This window comes from Bradyrhizobium elkanii WSM2783 (genome assembly GCF_000472865.1).
Taxonomy (GTDB): Bacteria; Pseudomonadota; Alphaproteobacteria; order Rhizobiales; family Xanthobacteraceae; genus Bradyrhizobium; species Bradyrhizobium elkanii_A.
The window spans coordinates 1-22,628 of the sequence record NZ_AXAP01000004.1 but is presented as its reverse complement, the minus strand read 5'-3'; the positions used below and the strand labels follow the sequence as shown (position 1 = coordinate 22,628).

Here is a 22,628-nt window from a genome sequence, read left to right as displayed (position 1 = left end):
GCTCCTCGTTAACCGTGAATGGCATGCCAGACGCGATCGGGCGTCGCCGGCATTTCGAGCTTGTTGCTGCCGATCGCATCCGTGATCGCGTTGATCACGGCGGCCGATGCTCCGATCGCGCCAGCCTCGCCGCAGCCTTTGACGCCGAGCGGATTGCCCGGGCACAGCGTCGTGGTGTGCGAGATCTGGAACGACGGCAGGTCGTCGGCGCGCGGCATGGTGTAGTCCATGAAGGATGCCGTGACCGGCTGGCCGTTGCTGTCGTAAACCGCGCTTTCGAGCAGCGCCTGGCCGATTCCCTGCGCGAGTCCGCCATGGACCTGGCCCGCGACGATCATCGGGTTGATCAGCCGGCCGAAATCATCGGCCGCCACGAAGTTGACGAACGAGGTCTTGCCGGTCGTGGGATCGACCTCGAGTTCGCAGATATAGGCGCCGGCCGGGAAGGTGAAGTTGGTGGGATCGTAGAACGCCGTCTCCTTCAATCCCGGCTCCATGCCATCAGGCAGATTGTGCGCGGTATAGGCGGCGAGCGCGACCATCGGCAGCGCGATCGACTTGTCGGTGCCGGTGACCTTGAACTCGCCATTCTCGATCACGATGTCGTTCTCGGAAGCCTCCAGCGCGTGCGCGGCGATCTTCTTGGCCTTGGCCTCGACCTTTTCCATCGCCTTCACGATGGCCGCGCCACCGACCGCGATCGAGCGCGAGCCGTAGGTGCCCATGCCGAACTGCACCTTGTCGGTATCGCCATGGACGATCGAGACCTGGCTGATCGGAACGCCCAGGCGGTCCGCGATGATCTGGCAGAACGTGGTCTCGTGACCCTGGCCGTGGCTGTGCGAGCCGGTGAGGATCTCGATCGTGCCGACCGGGTTGACGCGCACCTCCGCCGATTCCCAGAGGCCGACGCCGGCGCCGAGGCTGCCGACCGCCTTTGACGGCGCAATCCCGCAGGCTTCGATATAGCAGGACACGCCGATGCCGCGCAGCTTGCCGTCCGCTTTCGCCTTCGCCTTGCGCGCCGGGAAGCCGGCATAGTCGATTGCCTTCATCGCCGCGTCGATCGAGGCATGGAAGTCGCCGGTGTCATAGGTCATGATCACCGGTGTCTGGTACGGGAACTGGGTGATGAAGTTTTTCTTCCGCAGTTCCGTCGGATCAACCTTCAACTGCCGCGCCGCGGTTTCCATCATCCGCTCGATCAGGTAGCTCGCCTCGGGACGGCCCGCGCCGCGATAGGCATCGACCGGCGTGGTGTTGGTATAGACGCCGATCACCTCCGCATAGATCGCCGGGATGACGTATTGTCCCGAGAGCAGCGTCGCATAGAGATAGGTCGGCACGGCCGAGGAGAACAGCGACATGTAGGCGCCGAAATTGGCGTGGGTCTTCACGCGGAGGCCGAGGATCTTGTTGTCCTTGTCGAACGCCAGTTCGGCCTTCGAGACATGGTCGCGGCCATGCGCATCGGTGAGGAAAGCTTCCGTGCGGTCGCCGGTCCACTTCACCGGGCGGCCGACTTTCTTGGAGGCCCACAGCGCCACCATCTCTTCGGGGTATATGTAGATCTTGGAGCCGAAGCCGCCGCCGACGTCGGGCGCGATCACGCGCAGCTTGTGCTCGGGCGCGATATTGTAGAAGGCCGACAGCACGAGACGGGCGACATGCGGGTTCTGCGAGGTTGTATAGAGCGTGAAATGCTCTTCGGCCGCGTCATAGTCCGCAATCGCCGATCGTGGCTCCATCGCGTTCGGCACCAGGCGGTTGTTGGTGAGCTCAAGCGTCACCACATTTGCCGCCTTGCTGAAGGCGTCCTTCACCGCGGCCTCGTCACCGAGATGCCAGTCATAGACCACATTGCCCGAGGCTTCCGGATGAAGCTGCGGCGCGCCCGGCTTGATCGCGGCCTTGATGTCAGAAACCGCCGGCAGCTCTTCATAATCGACCACCACGGCTTCCGCGGCGTCGCGCGCCTGGTTCTTGGTCTCGGCGATCACGACCGCGACCGCCTGGCCGACGAAGCGCACGGTCTCCGGCGCCATCGCCGGCCACGCGCCCATCTTCATTGGCGAGCCGTCCTTCGACGTGATGGCCCAGCCGCAAATGAGATTGCCGATTTTGTCATCGACGAGCTCCTGGCCCGTGAGCACGGCGATCACGCCGGGCTTCTTCAGGGCCTCGCTCGAATCGATGCTCTTGACCTTGGCATGCGCGTGGGGGCTGCGGATGAACTGGGCATAGGTCATGCCCACCAGTTTGATGTCGTCGACGTAACGGCCTTTGCCCGTGATAAAACGGCGGTCTTCCTTGCGGACGACGCTTGCGCCAATGCCTTCGATGCCCATTGTGAATCCTCCCGACCGGAGATGTGATGTCCCGCCGCTTCCATCGAAGCCCGGCGGCGTTTGACGAGATGTGGCGGGCGGCGGCTATTCCGCCGCTTGCGCGACCTTCATGCGCCCGGCGGCGTCCAGCACCGCCTTGACGATGTTGTGGTAGCCGGTGCAGCGGCAGATATTGCCTTCCAGCTCGTGGCGGACGGTGGTCTCGTCGAGCTCGCCGCCATAGCGGTGCACGATATCGATCGCCGACATGATCATGCCCGGCGTGCAGTAGCCGCACTGCAGGCCGTGATTGTCGCGGAACGCCGCCTGCATCGGGTGCAATTCGTCGCCCTTGGCGATGCCTTCGATGGTGGTGACGTTCGAACCCGCCGCCTGGCCCGCCAGCACGGTGCAGGATTTCACCGCCCGCCCGTCAATATGGACAACACAGGCGCCGCACTGGCTGGTATCGCAGCCGACATGGGTGCCGGTCAGGTTCAGGTTTTCGCGCAGGAGATGGACGAGGAGGGTTCGGTCCTCGACGTCGACGGATACCGCTTTGCCGTTCACCGTCAGCTTGACTGTAGACACGCGTCGTTCCTCCGGATGCTTTTAATTATTCCAATTAGAAACAGCGGCGAGGAACTTGGCAACTAGGATTTTGCCTACCTTTGTCACGGCCATGACATCGGCGAGGACGAGGAGCTGCGCCTCCCGGCGGGGTACTCCACAACCTCTCCGAAATGTCTGCTGAATTTACTAGCTCTTATCGATTCTGCCTTAGCTTTGCGTGTCGGGTCTGGGCAATGATTTCCGGACGCCGCTTGTTTTCAGAATGAAGACGGGGGTTGGGGTGGGACTGCTGGGGCGTGCGGGGTCGCGAATGCCGACCCTTCGATTTCGTGCGAAAATCATCCTGGGCTTTGCTGCGGTGCTGGCGATTACCGCAGCCAGCATGGGCTTTGCCTATCTCGGTTTTGAACGTATCTCCGCAGGCGTCGCCGCCTACCGTGCGAGCGTCCGGGAGGCCGATCTGGCGCGCAATATCGACCGCGAGCTGATCTCCTACCGTTCGCTGGCGCGCTACTATGTGGCGACCGGCAAGGAGGAGGACGGCAAGGCGGCGCTCGCGGCCGAGGCCAGCCTCAAAGAGGCCATCCTCCAGGCGATGAAAGGTACCACCGACCCCGCGCGGGTCGAGCAGGTGACAAAGCTCGAGCGGGAGTTCCGCGCCTTCACCAAGATCTTTGCCGAAATCCTCAAGGTCAAGGGAGAGAGCGGGCTGCTCGCGCAGAATCAGCTCGCCCGCGGCGGTAATTCGCTCCGCTACAAGCTCGACGATCTCGCCTCCAACGCGGCCGAAGCCGGCCTGTCCGCCGTCGAGATGGGCGCCAAGCAGGTCGCTTCGCAATTCCAGCAGGCGAGCGCGCTTGCCAATACCTTCGTGGTCAATTCCGACAAGATCACCGCAACCAGCGGGCTGGCGCGGCTGAAATTCGTCGAGAACTCGCTGAAGGCGGTCTCTTCGACCGACGAGAAGGTCGTCGCTGCGCTCAAAGAGCTGACCAAGATGCTCGATGAGTATCGGGAGGCGCTCTCGAAGCTGATTGAGAACGCGAAATCGATCGACGAGCTGACCCTCGAGATGACGGAATCCGCGGCCGCCATCAATCAGGGCTCCGGCGTGATGAAATCGGACCTGCTTGCCGATCAGAAGCGCATGGAAACCGAGTCGGACGCCGCGATCGGCGCGACCGAGCGGTTCATTCTGATGCTCGCCGCCGGCGGCTTCGTGCTCGGCGCCGTTCTCGCCTTCCTGCTCGGAACCGGCATTTCGCGCCCGATCCGGGCGATGTGCGCCGCAATGCGCGAGCTTGCGGCCGGCAATTTCGACGTTGTGCTGCCGGGGCTCGGCCGCAAGGACGAAGTCGGCGAGATGGCCGGCGCGGTGGAGGAATTCAAGCTCCAGGCGATCGCCAAGGCCGAGCGCGACGCCGCAAGCCAGGAGGCGCAGAACAAGGCGAGCGCCGCGGCACGCCGCACTGAATTGATCCGCTTCGCCGACGAGTTCGAGACGGCGGTCGGCTCGATCGTCGCCAATGTCTCGGCCTCGGCGGTGCAGCTCGAGACCGCGGCGGGCACGCTGACGCGGACCGCTGAGACCACGCAGAACCTTTCAAGCCAGGTGGCGGGTGCCTCCGAGGAGGCGTCCAGCAACATGCAGTCGGTGGCTTCCGCTACTGAAGAATTGTCGGCTTCCGTGGACGAGATCGGACGCCGCGTGAAAGAGTCCAGCCGGATCGCCGATGCTGCGGTGCGTCAGGCCGAGCAGACCGACGCCCGCATCGGCAAGCTCTCGCTCGCGGCGCAACAGATCGGCGACGTGGTCAAGCTGATCACCGCGATCGCCGAGCAGACCAACCTCTTGGCGCTGAACGCGACGATCGAAGCCGCACGCGCCGGCGATGCCGGCCGCGGCTTCGCGGTGGTCGCCTCCGAGGTGAAATCGCTCGCCAGCCAGACCGCGCGGGCGACCGAGGAGATTTCCAGTCACATCGCGGGCATGCAGTCTGCGACGCAGGAGTCGGTTGCCGCCATCAAGGAGATCGGCGGCACCATCGGCCAGATCTCGGAGATCGCCGCCAACATCGCCGGCGCAGTCGAGCAGCAGAGCACGGCGACCCAGGAGATCGCCCGTAGCGTGCAGAATGTCGCGCAGGGCACGCAGGAAGCCGCCACCAGCGTCACCCTCGTCAACCGGGGCGCCACCGAGACCGGCTCCGCGTCGGAGGAGGTGCTGAACTCGGCACGCTCGCTATCGTCCGAAAGCACGCGCCTGCGCGACGAGCTCGATCGCTTCATGGCGAACATCCGCGCGGCGTAGCTCCGTCGTCCCGGGCTCGACCCGGGACCCATAACTACAGGCGTTTGTGGTGTGCTCCGCTGCAACTGCTTGCGCGCGTCATAATAGCTTCCTGTGGTTATGGTCCATAATAGCTTCCTGTGGTTATGGTCCCCGCCTTCGCGGAGACGACAACGGGGCACACGTTCACTCCCTCCCGAACTGGTGCTTCAGCTCCACCTTCGCGCGTTCTAATCGCGCGCGCTGCGCCTGCGGCAGCGTCTTGCCAGCGCGGTTGATGTAGAAGGTCAGCATCGATAGCGCCGAGCGGTAGGCGCCGGCCTTGCGGCGCTTGCTTCGCTCGGCGGAGCGCTTCAGTGAAGCGGCGATCTTCTTCGCGCTGGTCTGCTTGAACACGCCGCGGTCGAGATCGAGTGCGTCGCTCCGCTGCGTCACGCGTTGCGACCAGCGCCGCGATGACGTTTTCCGCGTGCCGGTCTTTCGCGTACCGGTCTTGCGCCGCGCCGTGGTTGTCCTTGTCGCACCTTTTCGTGCCGTGGCTTTTCGTGCGCTGGTTTTGCGACGTGGTGCCATTGCGAGCTCCTGTTTTTCAGGTAGCAACATCTGCGGTTATGTCCGGGTTCCTATGTCGCGATGCGGGAACCAGGTGGCTTGGCGGACGTTGTCGTGCGTGGCGGCGGGCATCTGTTTGCCGCAAATTTTTGGGATGAGCACCTTGGGGCAAGCTGCGTTCCGGGGTGATTTCTCATTGGTTCCGTGATGGATTTGCAGCCGATCCAACCCAGTCCTGCAACTGCTTCTGCACTCCGTGACGCTGACGCGCCGCAGCCGCAGGATCATGACCGCATTATCGAGACCTCCATCCCCGTGCGTCTCGACAATCTCTATTGGAGCGGCTTTCACACCCGCGTGGTGCTCGCGCTCGGGATCACCTGGATTCTCGACGGGCTCGAGGTCACGCTCGCCGGCGCGCTGTCGGGGGCGCTGAAGGAGAGTCCGACGCTGCAATTCTCCAACTTCGATGTCGGCTTCGCCAACAGCGCCTATCTTGCCGGCGCCGTGCTGGGTGCGATCGGCTTCGGCTGGCTCACCGACCGCATCGGCCGCAAGAAATTGTTCTTCATCACGCTCGCGGTTTATCTCAGCGCCACCGCCGCGACCGCGCTGTCGTGGAATGTCGCAAGCTATGCGCTGTTTCGCTTCCTGACCGGTGCCGGCATCGGCGGCGAATACACCGCGATCAATTCGACCATCCAGGAATTGGTGCCGGCCCGCTATCGCGGCTGGACCGATCTTGTCATCAACGGCAGCTTCTGGATTGGCGCCGCGATCGGCGCCGTCAGCGCCATCGTCCTGCTCGATCCCGCCGTGATCAATCCCGAACTCGGCTGGCGGCTTGCCTATTTCACCGGCGCCTGTCTTGGCCTCGTCGTGTTCGTGATGCGGATGTGGATTCCGGAAAGCCCGCGCTGGCTGATGATCCACGGCCGTCCCGACGAGGCGCATCGGATCGTCGACGACATCGAGCGCTCCGTGACCGGCCATGTCGCGGCGCACTCGCAGGAACTGCCGAAGATCAAGCTGCGGATGCGCGACCACACGCCGCTGCGTGAAGTGGCGCATACGTTGCTTGTCACCTATCGCCAGCGCGCGCTGGTCGGGCTCGTGCTGATGAGCGCGCAGGCGTTCTTCTACAACGCGATCTTCTTCACTTTCGCGCTGATCCTGACCGACTTCTTCGGCATCCCCGCCAGCCATGTCGGCTGGTACATCCTGCCGTTCGCCGCCGGCAACTTCCTGGGGCCGCTGGTGCTCGGTCGCCTGTTCGATACGCTGGGACGCCGCACCATGATCACGCTGACCTACGGCGTGTCTGGCGTGCTGCTGGCGCTCTCGGGCTATCTGTTCTCGATCGGCGCGCTGAGCGCGCAAGGACAGACCATCGCCTGGATGGTGATCTTCTTCTTTGCCTCGCCCGCCGCGAGCGCCGCTTATCTCACCGTGAGCGAGACGTTCCCGCTCGAGGTGCGGGCGCTCGCGATTGCGCTGTTCTACGCGATCGGCACAGGGATCGGCGGCGTGATCGGGCCTGCATTGTTCGGCGCGCTGATCGATACCGGATCGCGCAATTCCGTCTTTGCCGGCTACCTCCTGGGGTCGGCGCTCATGATCGTCGCGGCCCTGGTCGCGTGGCGCTACGCTGTCGCCGCCGAGCGAAAATCGCTCGAATCTGTCGCGCGGCCGCTTGCTGTTGTGGAGTAGAATGAGATGACTGAGGAACTGGCTGACATGCCGCTGGACGAAGACTTTTCGCCGGAAGACGAAGCATCGCCGGAAACCGTGCCGGTGCCGAGCGCGCTGGTCGGGCATCTGAGCGAGACCGCTGTCCTGCTCGACGTCGACGGCACCTTGCTCGACTTCGCGCCGACGCCGCGCGAGGTCTGGGTGCCGCCCGGGTTGGCGAAAACGCTTCATCGCCTGCTCGAGCGCACCAATGGCGCGCTGGCGCTGGTCAGCGGCCGTTCGGTGAACGATCTTGACCTGATTTTTGCCCCCGATGTCTTCCCTGCGGTCGGCGGTCATGGCGCGGAGATGCGCCTCGATCCGCAAGGCGATGGAGAAGCAGGCCCCGCGCTGCAGCTCGACAAGGAGCTGAAGCGCCGTCTGGCCGCCATCGCCAGATTGAGCCCGGGCATTCTGCTTGAGGACAAGGGCTATTCGCTCGCGTTGCACTATCGCCTTGCGCCGCATGCCGAGAGGGCGATCTATGAGGCGGTGTCGCTGATCCGCGCCGATCTGCCCGATGCGCCGATCGAGGTGCTGCCGGGCAAGCAGGTCTGCGAAATCAAGCTCGCGGGCTTCACCAAGGCCACCGGCGTGCGCGAATTGATGAAGCATCCGCCGTTCAAGGGCCGCAAGCCGTTCTTCATCGGCGATGACGTCACGGACGAGACGGTATTTGCGATCATGCCCGAGCTCGAAGGGCTCGCTTTCTCGGTCGGCCGTCGTGCCAAGGGAGTGGCCGGTCATTTCGATGCGCCGAGCGACGTGCGCGAATTCCTTGCGCATCTGCTCGACGACGAGCGCGAAATCGCCGCGCCTTAGCCGAAACCTCAACCGCAAATTGGCGCGGAATAACCGCAGTTCCTGCTGTGGGCGGCCGCCTGCTCGCAAAAAATTTTCTTTTTGTGAGTTGACGCCCCGGTTCCATGCGGGCCTGCCTGAATTTGGTTTCAATTCGGAGAAAGCGTGGCCAGGAACCATATTGATGAATGGTTGTTAATACGCGAATGCCCAACGGGAGGGGACCATTTGAACCTCGTTGTCGTGTCGAACCGCGTAGCGCGTGGAAAACCCAATGAACCCATGACCGGCGGCCTCGCCGCCGCTCTTTTGCCTGTCGTCGAGAAGTCGGGCGCGATCTGGGTCGGCTCCAGCGGCCGTGTCCGCGATGGGAACCAGAAGGAACCTTTCGCGGAGGTGGAAGCGCTCGGCGCCGGTGCGCTGGCGATGCTCGATCTTCCGGCCGCGCATTACGGCGGCTACTACGAAGGCTTTGCCAACTCCGCGCTGTGGCCGGCGCTGCATTCGCGCGCCGACCTGATCCGCGCCTCGGAGGAGGATTATGCCAGCTATCGCGAGGTGAACGCCTTCATGGCGCGCGCTCTGCTGCGCTTCCGCAAGGACGATTCGGTGTTCTGGATTCAGGACTACCATTTCCTCGCGCTCGGCGCGGAGCTGCGCGATCTCGGCATCGACAAGCCGATCGGCTTCTTCCTGCACACGCCGTGGCCGGCGCGCGCGGTGATCGAGGGCGTGCCGCATCATCGCGAGCTGATCGAGGCGATGCTTGCCTATGATCTCATCGGCTTCCAGACCGAGGAGGATTGCGAGAATTTCCTCGGTTATGTCGAAGCCGATCTCGGCCTCGTGGTGCGCGATGGCAGCGTGACCTCGCGCTATGGACGCAGCCGCGCCGCCGTCTTCCCGATCGGCATCGATCCGGAGAAATTCGCGCAGCAGGCGACCAAGGCGACGACCCATCCCGACGTCTCGCGCTTGCGACGCAGTCTCAACGGCGAGCGGCTGGCGATCGGCGTCGACCGGCTCGACTATTCGAAGGGCCTGATCAACCGCATCAAGGCCTTCGACCGGATGTGGACGATGCATCCCTCGCTGAAGCGCACGATCTCGCTGCTGCAGATCGCGACTCCTTCGCGCGGCGGCATCGAGGCCTACGGCAATCTGCAGAGCGAGGTGGCAAAGCTCGTCACCGACGTCAACGGCATCCATGGCGAGGTCGACTGGACGCCGATCCGATACCTCAACAAGGGATTCAGCCAGGCGGTGCTGGCCGGCCTCTACCGCACGGCGCAGGTCGGCGTGGTGACGCCGCTGCAAGACGGCATGAACCTCGTCGCCAAGGAATATGTCGCCGCCCAGAACCCGGCCGATCCCGGCGTGCTGGTGCTGTCGAAATTCGCCGGCGCCGCCAACGAGCTCGAGGCCGCCCTCATCGTCAACCCGCACGACGTCGACGGCATGGCGCGCACCATTGCCACCGCGCTGTCGATGCCGCTCGCCGAACGGCGGCTGCGCTGGGAATCGATGATGGACAAGATCTGCACCCATACGATTCAGCAGTGGTTCGCCGATTTCGTCGAGGCGCTGCAGGACACCGGCGACGAACAGCCAGAGCGCTCGCCGCCTTTAGCCGAAGCCACGCACTGGCCCTATCGCAGCGCGCGCATTCATTAGCCGCTTACCACCACACCTCCGTCGTCCCGGCGAAAGCCGGGATGACGGGGAACGTTTCTGATTCAAGATGTAAAACAGCTCTCCGCTGTCATCGTCCGGCTTGACCGGACGATCCAGTATTCCTGCGCGATCGTTTACGGCTTCCTTCGTGCTCTCCCCGGTGACCGGCCGGTGACCGGGCTTTCTTGCCACCGTCACTTCGTAAGAAGCTTAGCGCCAGGGTCGGGGCGCCAGGACCACACGACTTCGCCGTCCGCACTGCGCGTGCTCGTCAGTCACACGCATCGCGTCCACCGCATCCCACCGCAACGTTCGTGATGATCGCGACCCGCCCCTCATCCGCCGTGAGACGCGCGAAGTTAAATCACTGATTTGCCCGACGACGGAAGCGGAATGTTTTTCGCTGCAGGAGTGGACGAGGCAAATCACGTTGGAAACGCTTGCATAATTCGCCTCGCCGCGCATGCGATCTTAGACCCTCGTGGTGAGGAGCGCGTTTTCGCGCGTCTCGAACCATGAGGCCCGAGTCCCGCCGGGGTCCATCCGTCGAGACGCCAGTTGCGCGGCTTCTCGGGATGAGGCGGCACGACGTCCGTACAAGCGCCGACAGTTCATCCAATCAATAACAGTACGGCACGCCGTCGAGCACCGGGCAGCGCGCCCGCCGCGGGTCGCTTGGATTCTCCATCGGCACGACGCCGCTGCCCTTGCCGACGAACACGCCTGGCCCGACCCTGACCGATGACCGGTTGCCGACGATCACGCTCGGATGCGGCGAGGTCAGGCTCGAGCGCGTGCCGTCGCTCCAGATGATGGTATCGCCCGAAAGCACCCCGTGCCGTCCGTCGTCGCAGCTCACGTCCGTCCCCGCCTTGGTGCAGCTCTGCGCCAGCGCCGGGCCGGCGCCGGCAGCCGCCGCCACGACCACGCCGAGAATCGCAAATGTCCGCTTCACGCCGCCCTCCACCACTGATTTGCCTTGCAGTCGTCGGCGCGGCAAGGATTCGGGTTCAACAGGCCGAATCCGCGCCCCGGTCCGGACCGTCAACCCGGCCAAAAACCCAAGCTGTTCCAAAAACTTAAGGAAATTTCCACTTCCACCCCCTGTCTCCCTTGCAAAATCCGCCCCATCCCTTCAAGAGAGGGCGCTTCCGGAGAGATGGCCGAGTGGCTTAAGGCGCACGCTTGGAAAGCGTGTGTGCGGGAAACCGTACCGTGGGTTCGAATCCCACTCTCTCCGCCACTTTGCTTCGACATTTCGTACCTCGAAACGGAGACGGGCCCGAAAACTCGGCCGTTTTCGTGAATCTTTTTGCCCTGGAGAATGCTGGTCGTACTGAAAACGAGCCGCGAATGGGGCTGGAGAACGCGTTTTTCTCCGAATCCTAGAACGTCGGGAATTGGTACAGTACGGCATTTCGGCGAAAAACAAGGCCCTCATGGGGGCCGGTTTTGAATCTCTCTCGCTCAACCAACTCAAAAATCCGCCGTCTGCGAGTTCGATACCTCCTTGCCCAGCTGTCCACTCCGGCCTTCAGTTTTGGCCCGACAAATGCGCAAATGGCCCGGAAACTGCGGGTTTCGCGTATTCGTTTCCGTCTCCGCACTCGCAATTCGCGTGGCCGGGAGCGTGAATTGCCGAAGTCTCCGACTAGTTCCGCGAAAACTCCCGTTTTGGGAGACTTAGGCCGGAGACTTTGGTTCGATCAGCCACTGCGTGGCGATCGACGCAGTCCGTTATCGGGCTGATAAGCTTTTTACAATAGCTTATCAGCCCGATAGTGGAATGATGCTAGGTTGCGACAGCTCGTCAGGGCTCATAAGCTGAAGGTCATAGGTTCAAATCCTATCCCCACAACCAATCCCTTGCCGCGCCTCAATTGCCGCCTAAATAAAGGCCTTCCGCCGCGAATATTGCTCGCTCGCACAATAACGAATTCAGAAAATCGATTCCCGGGGGCGGGATGCCTTGACCGACACACTTGAACAAAAACCGGCCTCCACCGAACTGACCGGCGGCGCGGGGTTTACATATGAAGACACGGTCGTCGCCTATTACCTCGCGCATCTGCTTCGGCAAGAGCGCGCGGCAGGCCAGCGTGGCATTGTCACCAGCGTCGCTGTTCAGCGGCAAGGCCACGGCCATCCCATGGATGATGTTATCGTCGGTCTCGACCATGCCGGTACGAATAAATCGCTTGAGCTTCAGGTTAAGCGCTCCGTCACCATCAGCGGCGCCGATGAGAAATTCAAAGAGATCGTCGCGGCGGCTGTGAAGACGCAAGCTACCGCTACCTTCATCAAAAACTCGGACGCGAGTGGATTTGTCGTCGAGCATGTCACGGACTCGACCTTCCGCAGCCTTTCACGGGTGATCGCCAGAGCAAAAGCGAGCCCGGACGCCAAAGACTTCGAACAGTATTTCGCGCCGGGCGGCACGGCGGGTGCTGACGACAAGGGACTGCGCGAAGCGTTGTTGCCCCTTACTGGCGCGGCCAATCTGGAGGAGGAAGTCAACTTCTACCGGAATTTCGCCGCGCTCCATCTGGCTGGGCTGGAAGATGGCGGTGCGCTCCGCCTTGAGATCGTCAATCGTCTGCAAGAAATCGTCGCGGATAATGTCGACGGTCAGGACATCCTTCTTTTCGATCGCCTCTGCCGCATCGCGCGCGAAGGCGCGGCGAACGCCGCCAAATGGACGCGTTCGTCCCTGCTCGCCCAACTGAAGGGCTCGGTGCGACTGAAAATTACACCGAACTTCAGCGACGACATCAAACGGCTGAATGCCGCCTCGCTCGATGCGCTCAACGATGTGTCCGAAACGGTCGATGACGTTCATGTCGCGCGCGACGGTTTGCAGGAGAAAGTCGCGAAGCAGCTGGAGAAGCATCGGGTTGTTTCCATCGGCGGCCTGCCGGGTTGCGGCAAATCTGCCGTTCTGAAGCACTTCGGAGCCAACGCCGCGAAGTCGGGCCCGATCCTCTTTCTCAAGAATGACCGGCTACTTGGAACGAGCTGGACGACTTTCGCGACAGCGCTCGGTGTGCGCCACGCCAGAGCGTCCGATCTTCTCGCCGAAATCGGGGCTTCAGGTACGCCCATCCTTTTTATCGATGGTATCGATCGTATCCGGCCAGATCAGCAACACATCATCACCGATCTCCTCCGCGCCATGGAGGCCGACCCGAACCTCCAGCACTGGAAGGTTCTCGCGAGTTCGCGCGATCAAGGTCTCGAAGCCTACCGGAATTGGTTTCCCCGGCAGTTTTACACCGCGAACGGCATGGGCAGCGTTTCGGTGAAGGGGTTCTCCGAAGACGAGGCGGAACGACTAGCTAAATCGAAGCCCAATCTGCGCCGCCTTCTGTTCAGTCCCAGCCAAGCCGTGGAGCAGATCGCGCGTCGTCCGTTTTTTGCGTCCGTGCTTGCCAAAGCCATTCCGCAAGACGCCGAACCGAAAACCGAAGCCGATCTGATCAACGCGTGGTGGCTGCGCGCCGGACATGACGCCATGGCCGAAACGGTGCCGCAACGCCAGCGCGCGCTCATCGACCTTGCTGAAAAAGGCGTGCGTAATCTCGGCAAGGAGATCTTGGTCCGCAATCTCAAGCCGGAGACCGTCGCTCAACTGACTGCGTTGGAGGCAGATAACATCATTCGTCTTGCGCGCGCAGGCGCGATGGTTTCATTCACGCACGACATCTTCTTTGAGTGGGTCTTCTTCCGGCTGCTCATCGAGCTCGGCGACACATGGCCTTCGGCGCTTTCCGCCGCCGGCGAACCGCCATTGCTTGGTCGCGTGGTGGGTTTGCTGGCTCAAGACGCGCTCACCGAACCCGGACGTTGGATCGCCGGATTGGCCCAGCTGGAAAGCTCTTCTTTGCGCGCCCAGTGGAAGCGCGAATGGCTCACGGCGCCACCCTTCACGAACACATTCGAGAAGGCCATCGACGAGTTCACGCAGCGTGTCGAGGCCGAGAACTTCGCTTTGTGCGAAAAGCTGTTCGTGTGGTTTCAGGCGCAGCACACCGTGCCGAGCCCCATCATCATGCAAGGGGCGATCAAGATTGAAGGCATGGACTCCATTCGCTTGGCCGATCTACTTGGATGGCCTTCGGACGGTGAAGCATGGGGACGCCTTATTGACTGGATCATCACGCGTCATGACAGGCTCCCACCGCGTCTTGTCCCGCAAGCGCTCGAGGTTTTAGGGGTTTGGCAGAACGCGCTATCGGACATTAAGAACAAACGCTCGAAGGACATTCTGGCGACGTGCAGTTCGTGGCTCGTCGATCTCGAAGCGAAAATCTACGCCGAGGGCTATGCGCGCCCGCGCGGCAAATGGGACGTCCTCGGCCACGAAGCGCAGAAGAGTCTCGCCACCGGGTTGCGTAACATGCTTCTCCGATCGGCCCGAAGTTATCCCGAGTTCGCGGTCGCGCTTTTTGAACGCGCCGCCAACAATGAGCACATGCTGCGGCCCGCATTCGACGATCTGATGGGCTTTACGCCGGTCATGGCGGAAGTTGCGCCGGAGGCGGTTGAAAAGGTCGCTGAAGCCAAGCTCTTGCAAGAATTGCCGCAGGACGAGTGTGACCGGCTCCGCCGCGAAGAAGCTGAACACGCAAAGTGGCGCGAAGAGATCGGGGCAATTCCGGAGGAGAAGCGCACGCGCGATCAACAGATGGCGTTGTCGTCGGTCCACTTTCCGACGAGCATGTCCGAGTTCCGATTGGATGACGTCGGCCTCGACGCCCACAATCATTATTTCCACCCTTCATCGGCGCTGCACGAACCGTTCGCCAGCCTGCTCGCGAAGAGTCCCGCCGTTGGCCTTCGCTTCATCAAGAAACTTACGAACCACGCGACCACCGGCTGGCGTCAAATCCATAAACTCGGCCGCCGCGAACACTGCACGCCGATTCCTATCGTCCTGGACTTCCCGTGGGGCAAGCAGGAGTTCTGGGGTGACTGGCACGTCTTCGGCTGGGGCCTTGGTATGCTGGGCTCCGAATTGCTCCAGTGTGCCTATCTGTCGCTCGCCTATTGGGCCTTCAAGGAGATCGAGAAAGGCCGCTCCACCAGCGACGTGATCAAGGAAATCCTCGAAGGCAGCGAGTGCTATGCCACGCTGGGCCTTTGCCTGCGTCTTGCCATCGAGACGTTCGAGGTTTCTGAAACGACGCTGCCCATCGTCACGTGCCAGCGCTTGTGGGAGCATGATATGGCGCGGCTCATTCAAGAGCCGCAGAAGGATGTCGACCTTTTCGGGTTCGGTTTTCTCACGAAATTGACGGGTGAAAAAGCGAAGGCGAAAGCGTTCCTCGAAAGCCGCGAATACCGCAAACACGATGTGCGTGAACTGGCGATGCATTTTGCCATCAGCAGCGACACGAGCCTGCGGGATCGCTTCAAGAAGGCGCTGGCGGCGTTCCCGGCAAACCTACCGTTCGAGCTCGAAGAAGAACGCGAACACCCGAAGCTGGCGCAGCAATTGAAGGAGAAGGCCGAGCTTTGGTCCGGCCTTGGCGATATCGAGAATTATCGGCGCTACGAGATGCAAGGCGATCAAGTCGCCATCGGCTATGAGCCGCCGAAACCGCTGCCCGAAGCCACGCAACAGAAGGCCGCCAAGGCCTCAGAGTCCTTGGGCCAAACGCGTGTGCTGAATTGGGCCATGAAATCCTTGAATGAAGGCAAGCCTGCCGAGGGCTGGTCGTTAGATAAGGCAATCGAATACGCCAAGAAGCACGACCGCAATGACCTCTTCGATGAGCGCGCCGATGTCGGGCCCCACGCGGTCCAAAGCGGCGTCTCCGCTATCGCCGCGTGCGTTATCCGATATGCCGATAAAGATTCGGCGGATCGGCCATGGGCGTGGAATGTGATGGACCGCGTTCTGAAGATGCGCGAGCCCGGGGATTATGGGGGCTCGAAGATTCCGTGGCATCCGTCCTTTCATCTTATTTCCGCGCTATTCCACGACCGCAAGAGTAGCGCGCCCCGTTCGGAGGCGTCAGCCAGCCTCATTGAGCTTGCGAGCCATACGAACGAAGATGTGCAGCTCATGGCTTTCCAAGCCCTCTTTTTGGACCCGGACCCGCATGTGAAGTGGGTAGCGGCGCACTTCGCGTTCGACCTCGCGCATTACATCGATCCCATTCAGAACGAAACGACCTTTGAGCGCGATGACACGGAAGATCGCGACGCACGCAAGGCAGCTGTGGCGAAAGCGTTGAATGCCCTTGGTGTTGAAGCCGAGACGGGCTTCGAGCCGTTACCGCCGGCATGGGTGAAGGCACCGAAGCGCAGCAGACGTGAAGGGGATTATTGGACCGACCCAAAGCGCTCGTTTGACGGGCAATATGCCGCCAAGCTCTTCGCGCACTTTCCGCTTGAAGAGTGGTGCCGGTCAGATGTTTACCGCGTGAAAATCGGACCGCTCCTCGTCGATCTTGCGCGCTGGACGGCCGACCGGCTGATGCCATCGTGGGACGATAAGAAGCGCCGTGACAAACAAACGAATTTGTTCGAATGGGACCACGCCTTAGGCACCATGTTCGCCCGCGTCTTACCGTTTTTCGATCTGCAATGGATTCGCGAGCACTTTCTTAAGCCGTTCTCGCAGGACGACGAAGAGGCGTTGCGCGTGCTTGCAGAGTTCGCGGACAGCACTGTCAGACGGCATGTCTTGGATGCCAAAGACGTCCCCGCCAATGCACTGCCTGTCCTCCACGACTGTGTGCAGCGCGTGATCGACGACAGAACGTTCAGCCCGAACGGTTACCGTGCGGGGGAAGTGCACGGCTATGACATGCCGATTCTCATCAAGGCGCTCCTGTTTGTGAACGTCGAAGCCGAATGTCCGGGCGCAGCGCGGTTCGTCAACGGCGATTGGAGTGAGATAGCGGTCATCATCCCGCTCGTCACGAAGCTCATGAAAGCGACCGGCTGGTCAACCTTCGTCATGCAAAACTACCTGACCCTGTGCGAGAAAGCCGGGGCATCATACGCCCTTGATGCGTTTATCGATCAGTCCGGGGCGGCATTGGACTCTATCGAATACGCAAAAGGCAGTTGGGTCGGGACATCACTGCCTGCGCGGCTCGCGGCAATCATCCAGCGCCTCGCAGAAGCGAATTACCCCCTCGAAGTTAACCGTGCACGCGGCCTCTTAAGGCTTCTCGACGCGCTGATCGACCTTGGCGACCGGCGTAGCGCGGCGCTTGAACAAGATGAGGCATTTCGTCGTGTCCAAGGGTCCGTTCGTTGAGCCGCGTATCCTTAGGCGCGGTCATCCAAAATTACGGTGACAGTGTTCTATTATAGATCAAAAGTTTTTGCAGAAGATAATGCCTAGAGTCCGGACAGAGGTAGCTTAAGTCCGCAGCTCTGGATCTCCTGAATGGTGCGCGTCGCTCATCTCGCCCGGTCTGTTCAGGTGGGGCGGCGACTTCATGACGGCGCTTTACTATAAGGGTACGGGGCGCATCCCGTGGCGGAAGACATCCACGCAGGGCGAGTTCACCGCGTGTTATATTCGCGTCAGCTTCTACCGCGAAGTGGGAGGCTAACAGCTCGTCACCAGCGCGACGCAAATGTTCGATGAACATGGGCGCGGCTTTATCTTGAAGAAAAAGCGTGCCGAGGAGAGCCGGGAACGGCATCCTACATGACGAAGGAGGATGCGCACGAATTGATTTCTGGGGCGCTTGCTGCTTACAAAAAGCATCATCAAAACTTTCCCGCGCGTGTCATCGTTCTCAAGACTTCGCGGTTTCGCGACAAGGAAGCCGAAGGCATTTTGGCAGCGATCGAAGAAGCCGGAGCCGAGCTGCGGGATCTGGTTTGGGTTCAAGAGTCGTATTCGGTCAAAGTGCTGCGTGATGGCAATTATCCCGTGATGCGTGGCACCTTCGTCGAGTTGGACGGCAAGGGTTTGCTCTACACAAACGGCAGCATCCCCTATTACGGCACGTATTCCGGACTTTACGATCCGCGGCCACTGCTCTTATGTCCTTATAAGGGACACGACAGCACCATCGCGCAGATAGCGGCTGAAGTCTTGGCGCTGACCAAGGTAAATTGGAATTCAACCCAAATGAACCAGAAGCTGGCCATTCCCATTCGTGCTGCGAGGGCGGGCGGCGAAGTTCATAATATGCGACCGACCGAACAAATAGTTCTGACTATGCACGTTATATCTAGCGATTGGACTGCGGGCCGGTGGGATGGCCCTTCCAACATTCGATGGGCGAACCGGGGCCGAGCACCCCGGCAGCACGCGGGGCCTAAGCCTATGTGCGAAACATCGCTTCTTGCTCGTGCCACTCGATCGGAATGGACTTCAGCAGCTGCGCGAGGTCCAGCCCTTCTGGCTGTGAGCCATTCAGGATAGCTTCAGTGAGCGTGGGCGATAGCAGTGTTAGCCGTAGCACCCGGCAGAGATAAGACTCGTTGATCTTCTCAGCTTTGGCGAGCTCGCGCACCGAGGCAAATAGATTTGACTCGAGCATGTTGCGCCATCGATAAGCGCGCACCAAAGCCTTCACCAGCGTATTGTTAACCCGGGGGGGCGGAGGTGACCAGGTTGGTGCCGCTGCCGGGGTGACGACGCGCTTGCGGCCGCCCTGGCGACGGAATGAAATCGGGATGCTGACGACCATGGTCCGGCCGTCGCGGCTCAGTTTCGGCCTTCCAAGCGGCCCAAGGGTGATGGTGGTCGGTCTGTTCATTCGGCGGCTTCTTGAAACGTCGGTTGCGTCCCCAGCTCCGCGACCAGGGAGGTCAACCCTAAAATGTTCAGGGTGATGTCAAGCTGCTCCGGGCCGAGATCGACGCGGTTGACGAGCAGCTCGACAATGCGGGCCTGTTCTGCGGGAAATAGCTCGTCCCAAAGCTCGTCAAACCCGAGAAGGGCGCTCCGCACGTCGGATTCGCGGATGTCCTTGCGCTGCTTACGAGCAGCGCGCCAGGTCTGGACGATGATTTCGGGCGTCTTGAGAAGCCCGCGAACCTGGTCAACCACGATGCGCTCGAGTTCGGCGGCCGGCGCAAGCGGGACGGGACAGTCGGATCTCCCCCGCTTCATCGCGCTCTGGCTAATATAATACCGGTACAGCCGTCCCGATTTCCGGGTGTGGGTCGGGGACATCGCGGCGCCGTCGGGACCAAAAAGCAAGCCTTTTAAGAGCGCGGGAGTTTGCGCGCGGGTGTTGTTTGCTCGCTTGCGCGGGCTTTCCTTCAGAATGGCGTGGACCTCGTCCCAGAGCTTACGGTCGATGATGGGCTCATGTTCGCCGGGGTAGGACGTTCCCTTGTGGACAGCGTCGCCGATATAGACGCGATTGTTGAGCATCTTGTAGAGCACGCCCTTATCGAGGAGGTGCCCATAGCGATTCGTCTCGCCGGCGGCCATCAGCTCACGTGCCAACCGGGTTGCGGACTTCAGCTGGACGAACCGCCGAAAGATAGCCCTGACGCGTTCCGCGTCCCCTTCGTGGATGATCAGCTTGCGGTCACGAACCTCATAGCCGAGTGGCGTCCAGCCACCCATCCATTTGCCGCGCTTGCGCGAGGCTGCGACCTTGTCGCGGATGCGCTCGCCGATGAGCTCCCGCTCAAACTGCGCGAAGGTCACCAGGATGTTGAGGGCCATGCGCCCCATGGCATCTTTGGTGTTGAATGACTGGGTGACGGAAACGAAGGTAACGCCGTGGCGTTCGAACAGCTCGACGAGATTGAGAAAGTCGAGCATGGAGCGGGAAAGCCGATCAATCTTATAGACGACGATCACATCGATCTTGCCGGCTTTGACGTCAGCCAGAAGCCGCTTCAATGCTGGCCGTTCCAGTGTGCCCCCTGAAAAACCCCCGTCATCGTAGCGATCTGAGACCGGAGACCAGCCTTCGGCTCTCTGGCTGACAACGTAGGCCTCGCAAGATTCCCGCTGCGCATCCAGCGAGTTGAAATCCATGTCGAGGCCTTCCTCGCTGGACTTGCGTGTATAGATGGCGCACCGGAGCTTCCTGACTGCCGGGATGCGGGCCGAAGAGCCGTTCTCGAAAGGACTGGCGAAGCCTTTGTCGGCCTTCTTTGGCCGGCTACGGGAGGTCATTTCCGGTCCTGTGAACTCTTCAGGCCGAAGAAGACCCAGCCATTCCATTTTGTCCCGGTGATCTGCCGTGCCACCGAAGACAGTGACTTATAGGGACGGCCTAGGTATTCGAAATCGTCGTGCCTGACGGTGACACAGTGCTCCACGCCTTCCCACTCCCGTATCAACTTGGTGCCGGCAACAGGGCGCAGGATCGGCCGAGCCTTGCGATCCGCCGGCTTTTGGTCTGCGTACTGCTTGGCCATCGCCTTCAGCCGCTCCTGGGTCTCCCGGCTCAACCCGCCATAGGCCAACTCCTGGATCCGATAGGCTAGCCGGTTCTCCAGGAATCGGCGGTTGTAGGCGGGGGGCTCGGTGTCAAAGAGCTCTCGCCAACGGGTTTTCAAAGCGGTAATGGGGGCGCCTTTCAGGGCCGCCAGTTGCGACAAAACGGTCTCTTTCATGGAGCGAAGTCCTGGTTCGTGGCGGCGACATCACCCTCAGACAGGCTCCTACAGTCGAGCGGAGAATTCGCTTTGCCGTGCAAGATTTGACTGGACTTCCGCTCCAAAACACGCAGGAAGCCGGCCGCCAAAATGTCGGCAATTTCAACGATCGCCTGGTCGCCGTGCGAGGAGTTTCCCCCAGGGTCGCGTTTTCCAGTGATCCACGAATCGGTTTCTATTGCCATGCTCAGGACTGAAGCCGATCCGGACAATTTGTCCGGCGGTCAACCTGGCCGCTCGTCAACCGAGGTTGACCGCGGGGTTCATCGGGAGAGGCAAGTGAAAAAGCGGTGGACGTTCGAAACCCCTACGCATGCAGGGTGTGCACGGGGGCCGCTGCGAGCGCGTGAGGAAGCTGTCGCGCTGCTCGCGCCGTTCAAGCATCGTCCCAAAAAGCGGCCGGGCATTGATTCAAGTGAACTGCTTTCAATGGATCCAGAGACGTTAGCCAGGGCTTCCGTGGAAGGTTTGGCCGAGTATCTGAACTCGTTGCTGAACCGCGCGCATCTCGCGCCAAGAAGCAAAGAAATCAAGGCTAACCTGAAGCGACTTCGCAGCAAACTGCTAGATATCTGCGGTGAACTCGCTTCGCTCGACGACTGGTCACGGCTACACCTTCAGAGCTCATCGGAACCGCGGTTTGACCTCGAATTGCTACCGCCAGTCGCAGGGCTCGGTCGAGGAGGGTTCGCTGAGGGCGCTGCGCAAATAGCGAGTAGAATCCATAGTGTACTGTTGACCCTGCCCGACGACCGTGGTGGACGGCAGAATCATGATGAACACTTTTTAGGGACCGCAAAAACAAGATTCGTTCGAGAAGCTTTTGACCTATTTGATTCATATCATCCGCGGACCGCAAGCTCGACTGAGGGAGCACCTTTTCATACGTTCGTTCATAGGGTCTATGAACACGCGACGGGCGAACATGACGAGGATAGCGCGGCCCTCTCCCATAAGATTCGTTCTCTCATAACGGCGCTCCATCAATACCAGATGGCAGATGAGGGATTTTGGGCTATCGAAATGAAAATCAGCGACCTCGCAATCGACGACCCAGAGTGCGCTAAACTTCGCGAGCGACAGCGCGAGTTTAGCAAGCAAAAGCAAGCACTTGAATCGATATTCGTGCCTGCCCTGGGACGTGTAGCAAAACGTCAACCTCGGACGAAGAACAGGGGGTAGACAGCAAGCCCGAATCATCAAGTTAGCCCAGGCTGCAAGCCGTTGTCCTCTAGGAGAGCGGTTGATGTCCGCAGTAGACAGTGAATCATTGCATACGACGGAGCGAGGTCGCCTCGCCGTATTAGGTAAGTTCTCTTTATCGCTCTCCTCGGAATGTGCGCGCTATCGGTTCTCGCGACGCTCTGACGCTTGTGACTGCGCAGTTCCTCGAGCGTCCCAATGAAATGGTTATCTGCAAAGTGGTCGCACAAGCCGGCGACGACGTCGCGCTTCGTGCAAAGCCCATTCAAGCCCCTGGAGCGTTCAGTCAACATCGGACGCGGGAGCCTCCGACTATACGTGCGCATCGCCGGGGAGCAACGTAAGGCCCACGAGGTGGGTCAGCGGCGCATCAGCAGGTTCAGTAAACGCACTGCCGCGCTGGCCACGATGGCCGACAGCGCGCAATGACCTCCTATATCCCACGCGCGCCTGAATTCGCCGCGAGCATTGAGCGGCTGAAAGCTCGTCCATGGAATGAGTCCATCGTCCAGGCGTATGAACAGGGCTCGATAGCCACGAAGCCGGGGGCGCCGCCTGCGGCTTCTCCGAAGCCACTAAAAGCCTCTCGTTTAGTTCCGCGGCAACGGCCGCGGTCACCCAATCGCCAAGCTTCGCGAGATCGACGGCGGCGGCTCGGTGGGTCCAGCGCTCTGCCCGATACGCTTCGGCATTGTTATACCGAAGGACAGCGGGCTGTTCTTTGCATCATCGCAGGCGAGATCAAGCACCACGGCGTATGCGATTTGCCGATCGACAAAATAGCCGCGCTTGCCGGCGTCTGCCGGACCACCGTCCAAACCACTTTGCATGAAGGCCGCCGGCTGTTCCATCTCAAGGTCACCGAGCGTCCGATG

At 61.2% G+C, this 22,628-nt stretch carries 14 protein-coding genes and 1 tRNA gene; 9 read left to right on the top strand and 6 right to left on the bottom strand.

Going from position 1 to position 22,628, the window contains the following annotated elements:
• Nucleotides 1-8: 8 nt before the first annotated feature.
• Both YY7_RS0105480 and YY7_RS0105475 read right to left on the bottom strand, forming a co-directional pair.
• On the bottom strand, nucleotides 9-2,348 hold the full coding sequence (locus YY7_RS0105480) for a xanthine dehydrogenase family protein molybdopterin-binding subunit (protein WP_028162343.1): 2,340 nt from the start codon (nucleotides 2,346-2,348) through the stop codon (nucleotides 9-11).
• 84 nt (nucleotides 2,349-2,432) lie between these two features.
• A complete protein-coding gene (locus YY7_RS0105475; RefSeq protein ID WP_028162342.1) occupies nucleotides 2,433-2,918 on the bottom strand; it encodes a (2Fe-2S)-binding protein in 486 nt (161 codons plus the stop codon).
• A gap of 292 nt (nucleotides 2,919-3,210) precedes the next feature.
• On the opposite strand from YY7_RS0105475, the gene YY7_RS0105470 reads away from it, so the two are divergent.
• Nucleotides 3,211-5,211: a methyl-accepting chemotaxis protein gene (locus YY7_RS0105470; protein ID WP_245287202.1), complete on the top strand. Its 2,001-nt coding sequence runs from the start codon at nucleotides 3,211-3,213 to the stop codon at nucleotides 5,209-5,211.
• Between the two features lie 165 nt (nucleotides 5,212-5,376).
• Here YY7_RS0105470 and YY7_RS57805 read toward each other — a convergent pair whose 3' ends face one another.
• On the bottom strand, nucleotides 5,377-5,763 hold the full coding sequence (locus tag YY7_RS57805; protein ID WP_080663592.1) for a DUF3175 domain-containing protein: 387 nt from the start codon (nucleotides 5,761-5,763) through the stop codon (nucleotides 5,377-5,379).
• 186 nt (nucleotides 5,764-5,949) lie between these two features.
• Between YY7_RS57805 and YY7_RS0105460 the strand changes: the two genes are divergently transcribed.
• The 3 genes from YY7_RS0105460 (at nucleotide 5,950) to otsA (ending at nucleotide 9,948) form a co-directional block, all read left to right on the top strand.
• Nucleotides 5,950-7,452 (top strand): MFS transporter, encoded by a 1,503-nt coding sequence (locus YY7_RS0105460; protein ID WP_028162339.1) that lies wholly within the window; start codon nucleotides 5,950-5,952, stop codon nucleotides 7,450-7,452.
• 6 nt (nucleotides 7,453-7,458) lie between these two features.
• Nucleotides 7,459-8,295, top strand: coding sequence for a trehalose-phosphatase (otsB, locus tag YY7_RS0105455; protein ID WP_028162338.1), 837 nt, complete (start codon nucleotides 7,459-7,461; stop codon nucleotides 8,293-8,295).
• A gap of 207 nt (nucleotides 8,296-8,502) precedes the next feature.
• Entirely contained in the window at nucleotides 8,503-9,948 is a 1,446-nt protein-coding gene (otsA, locus tag YY7_RS0105450; RefSeq protein ID WP_028162337.1) for an alpha,alpha-trehalose-phosphate synthase (UDP-forming), read from the top strand.
• 619 nt (nucleotides 9,949-10,567) lie between these two features.
• Here the strand turns inward: otsA and YY7_RS0105445 are convergent.
• Complete coding sequence (locus YY7_RS0105445; RefSeq protein ID WP_196237226.1) at nucleotides 10,568-10,903, bottom strand: hypothetical protein; 336 nt, start codon at nucleotides 10,901-10,903, stop codon at nucleotides 10,568-10,570.
• A 198-nt stretch (nucleotides 10,904-11,101) separates the two neighbouring features.
• Between YY7_RS0105445 and YY7_RS0105440 the strand changes: the two genes are divergently transcribed.
• The 3 genes from YY7_RS0105440 to YY7_RS57800 all read left to right on the top strand — a co-directional run bounded on the left by YY7_RS0105440 (nucleotide 11,102) and on the right by YY7_RS57800 (nucleotide 18,346).
• Nucleotides 11,102-11,191: transfer RNA gene (locus YY7_RS0105440), tRNA-Ser, on the top strand.
• Nucleotides 11,192-11,917: 726 nt separating this feature from the next.
• A complete protein-coding gene (locus tag YY7_RS0105435) occupies nucleotides 11,918-17,221 on the top strand; it encodes an AAA family ATPase (RefSeq protein WP_028162335.1) in 5,304 nt (1,767 codons plus the stop codon).
• Between the two features lie 399 nt (nucleotides 17,222-17,620).
• Nucleotides 17,621-18,346 carry a hypothetical protein gene (locus tag YY7_RS57800; protein WP_245287201.1) on the top strand — a complete coding sequence of 242 codons (726 nt, stop codon included), beginning with the start codon at nucleotides 17,621-17,623 and terminating at the stop codon, nucleotides 18,344-18,346.
• A 333-nt stretch (nucleotides 18,347-18,679) separates the two neighbouring features.
• Here YY7_RS57800 and YY7_RS0105415 read toward each other — a convergent pair whose 3' ends face one another.
• Together YY7_RS0105415 and YY7_RS0105410 are read right to left on the bottom strand one after the other, a co-directional pair.
• Nucleotides 18,680-20,065, bottom strand: a complete 1,386-nt coding sequence (locus YY7_RS0105415) for a recombinase family protein (RefSeq protein WP_080663591.1) — start codon at nucleotides 20,063-20,065, stop codon at nucleotides 18,680-18,682.
• Entirely contained in the window at nucleotides 20,062-20,508 is a 447-nt protein-coding gene (locus tag YY7_RS0105410; protein ID WP_028162331.1) for a DUF2924 domain-containing protein, read from the bottom strand. The genes YY7_RS0105415 and YY7_RS0105410 overlap by 4 nt, the downstream gene beginning before the upstream one ends.
• A gap of 132 nt (nucleotides 20,509-20,640) precedes the next feature.
• Between YY7_RS0105410 and YY7_RS0105400 the strand changes: the two genes are divergently transcribed.
• Nucleotides 20,641-21,732 (top strand): hypothetical protein, encoded by a 1,092-nt coding sequence (locus tag YY7_RS0105400; RefSeq protein ID WP_155255050.1) that lies wholly within the window; start codon nucleotides 20,641-20,643, stop codon nucleotides 21,730-21,732.
• 219 nt (nucleotides 21,733-21,951) lie between these two features.
• Entirely contained in the window at nucleotides 21,952-22,182 is a 231-nt protein-coding gene (locus YY7_RS0105395) for a hypothetical protein (protein WP_028162328.1), read from the top strand.
• The last annotated feature ends 446 nt before the right edge of the window (nucleotides 22,183-22,628 follow it).

What these genes read in the sequence shown, in the direction of transcription:
- YY7_RS0105480 (WP_028162343.1), bottom strand. Translation starts at nt 2,348, where the DNA reads ATGGGCATCGAAGGCATTGGCGCAAGCGTCGTCCGCAAGGAAGACCGC.
- YY7_RS0105470 (WP_245287202.1), top strand. Translation starts at nt 3,211, where the DNA reads ATGCCGACCCTTCGATTTCGTGCGAAAATCATCCTGGGCTTTGCTGCG.
- YY7_RS57805 (WP_080663592.1), bottom strand. Translation starts at nt 5,763, where the DNA reads ATGGCACCACGTCGCAAAACCAGCGCACGAAAAGCCACGGCACGAAAA.
- YY7_RS0105460 (WP_028162339.1), top strand. Translation starts at nt 5,950, where the DNA reads ATGGATTTGCAGCCGATCCAACCCAGTCCTGCAACTGCTTCTGCACTC.
- otsB (WP_028162338.1), top strand. Translation starts at nt 7,459, where the DNA reads ATGACTGAGGAACTGGCTGACATGCCGCTGGACGAAGACTTTTCGCCG.
- YY7_RS57800 (WP_245287201.1), top strand. Translation starts at nt 17,621, where the DNA reads ATGACGAAGGAGGATGCGCACGAATTGATTTCTGGGGCGCTTGCTGCT.
- YY7_RS0105415 (WP_080663591.1), bottom strand. Translation starts at nt 20,065, where the DNA reads ATGACCTCCCGTAGCCGGCCAAAGAAGGCCGACAAAGGCTTCGCCAGT.
- YY7_RS0105410 (WP_028162331.1), bottom strand. Translation starts at nt 20,508, where the DNA reads ATGAAAGAGACCGTTTTGTCGCAACTGGCGGCCCTGAAAGGCGCCCCC.
- YY7_RS0105400 (WP_155255050.1), top strand. Translation starts at nt 20,641, where the DNA reads ATGTCGGCAATTTCAACGATCGCCTGGTCGCCGTGCGAGGAGTTTCCC.
- YY7_RS0105395 (WP_028162328.1), top strand. Translation starts at nt 21,952, where the DNA reads ATGAAATGGTTATCTGCAAAGTGGTCGCACAAGCCGGCGACGACGTCG.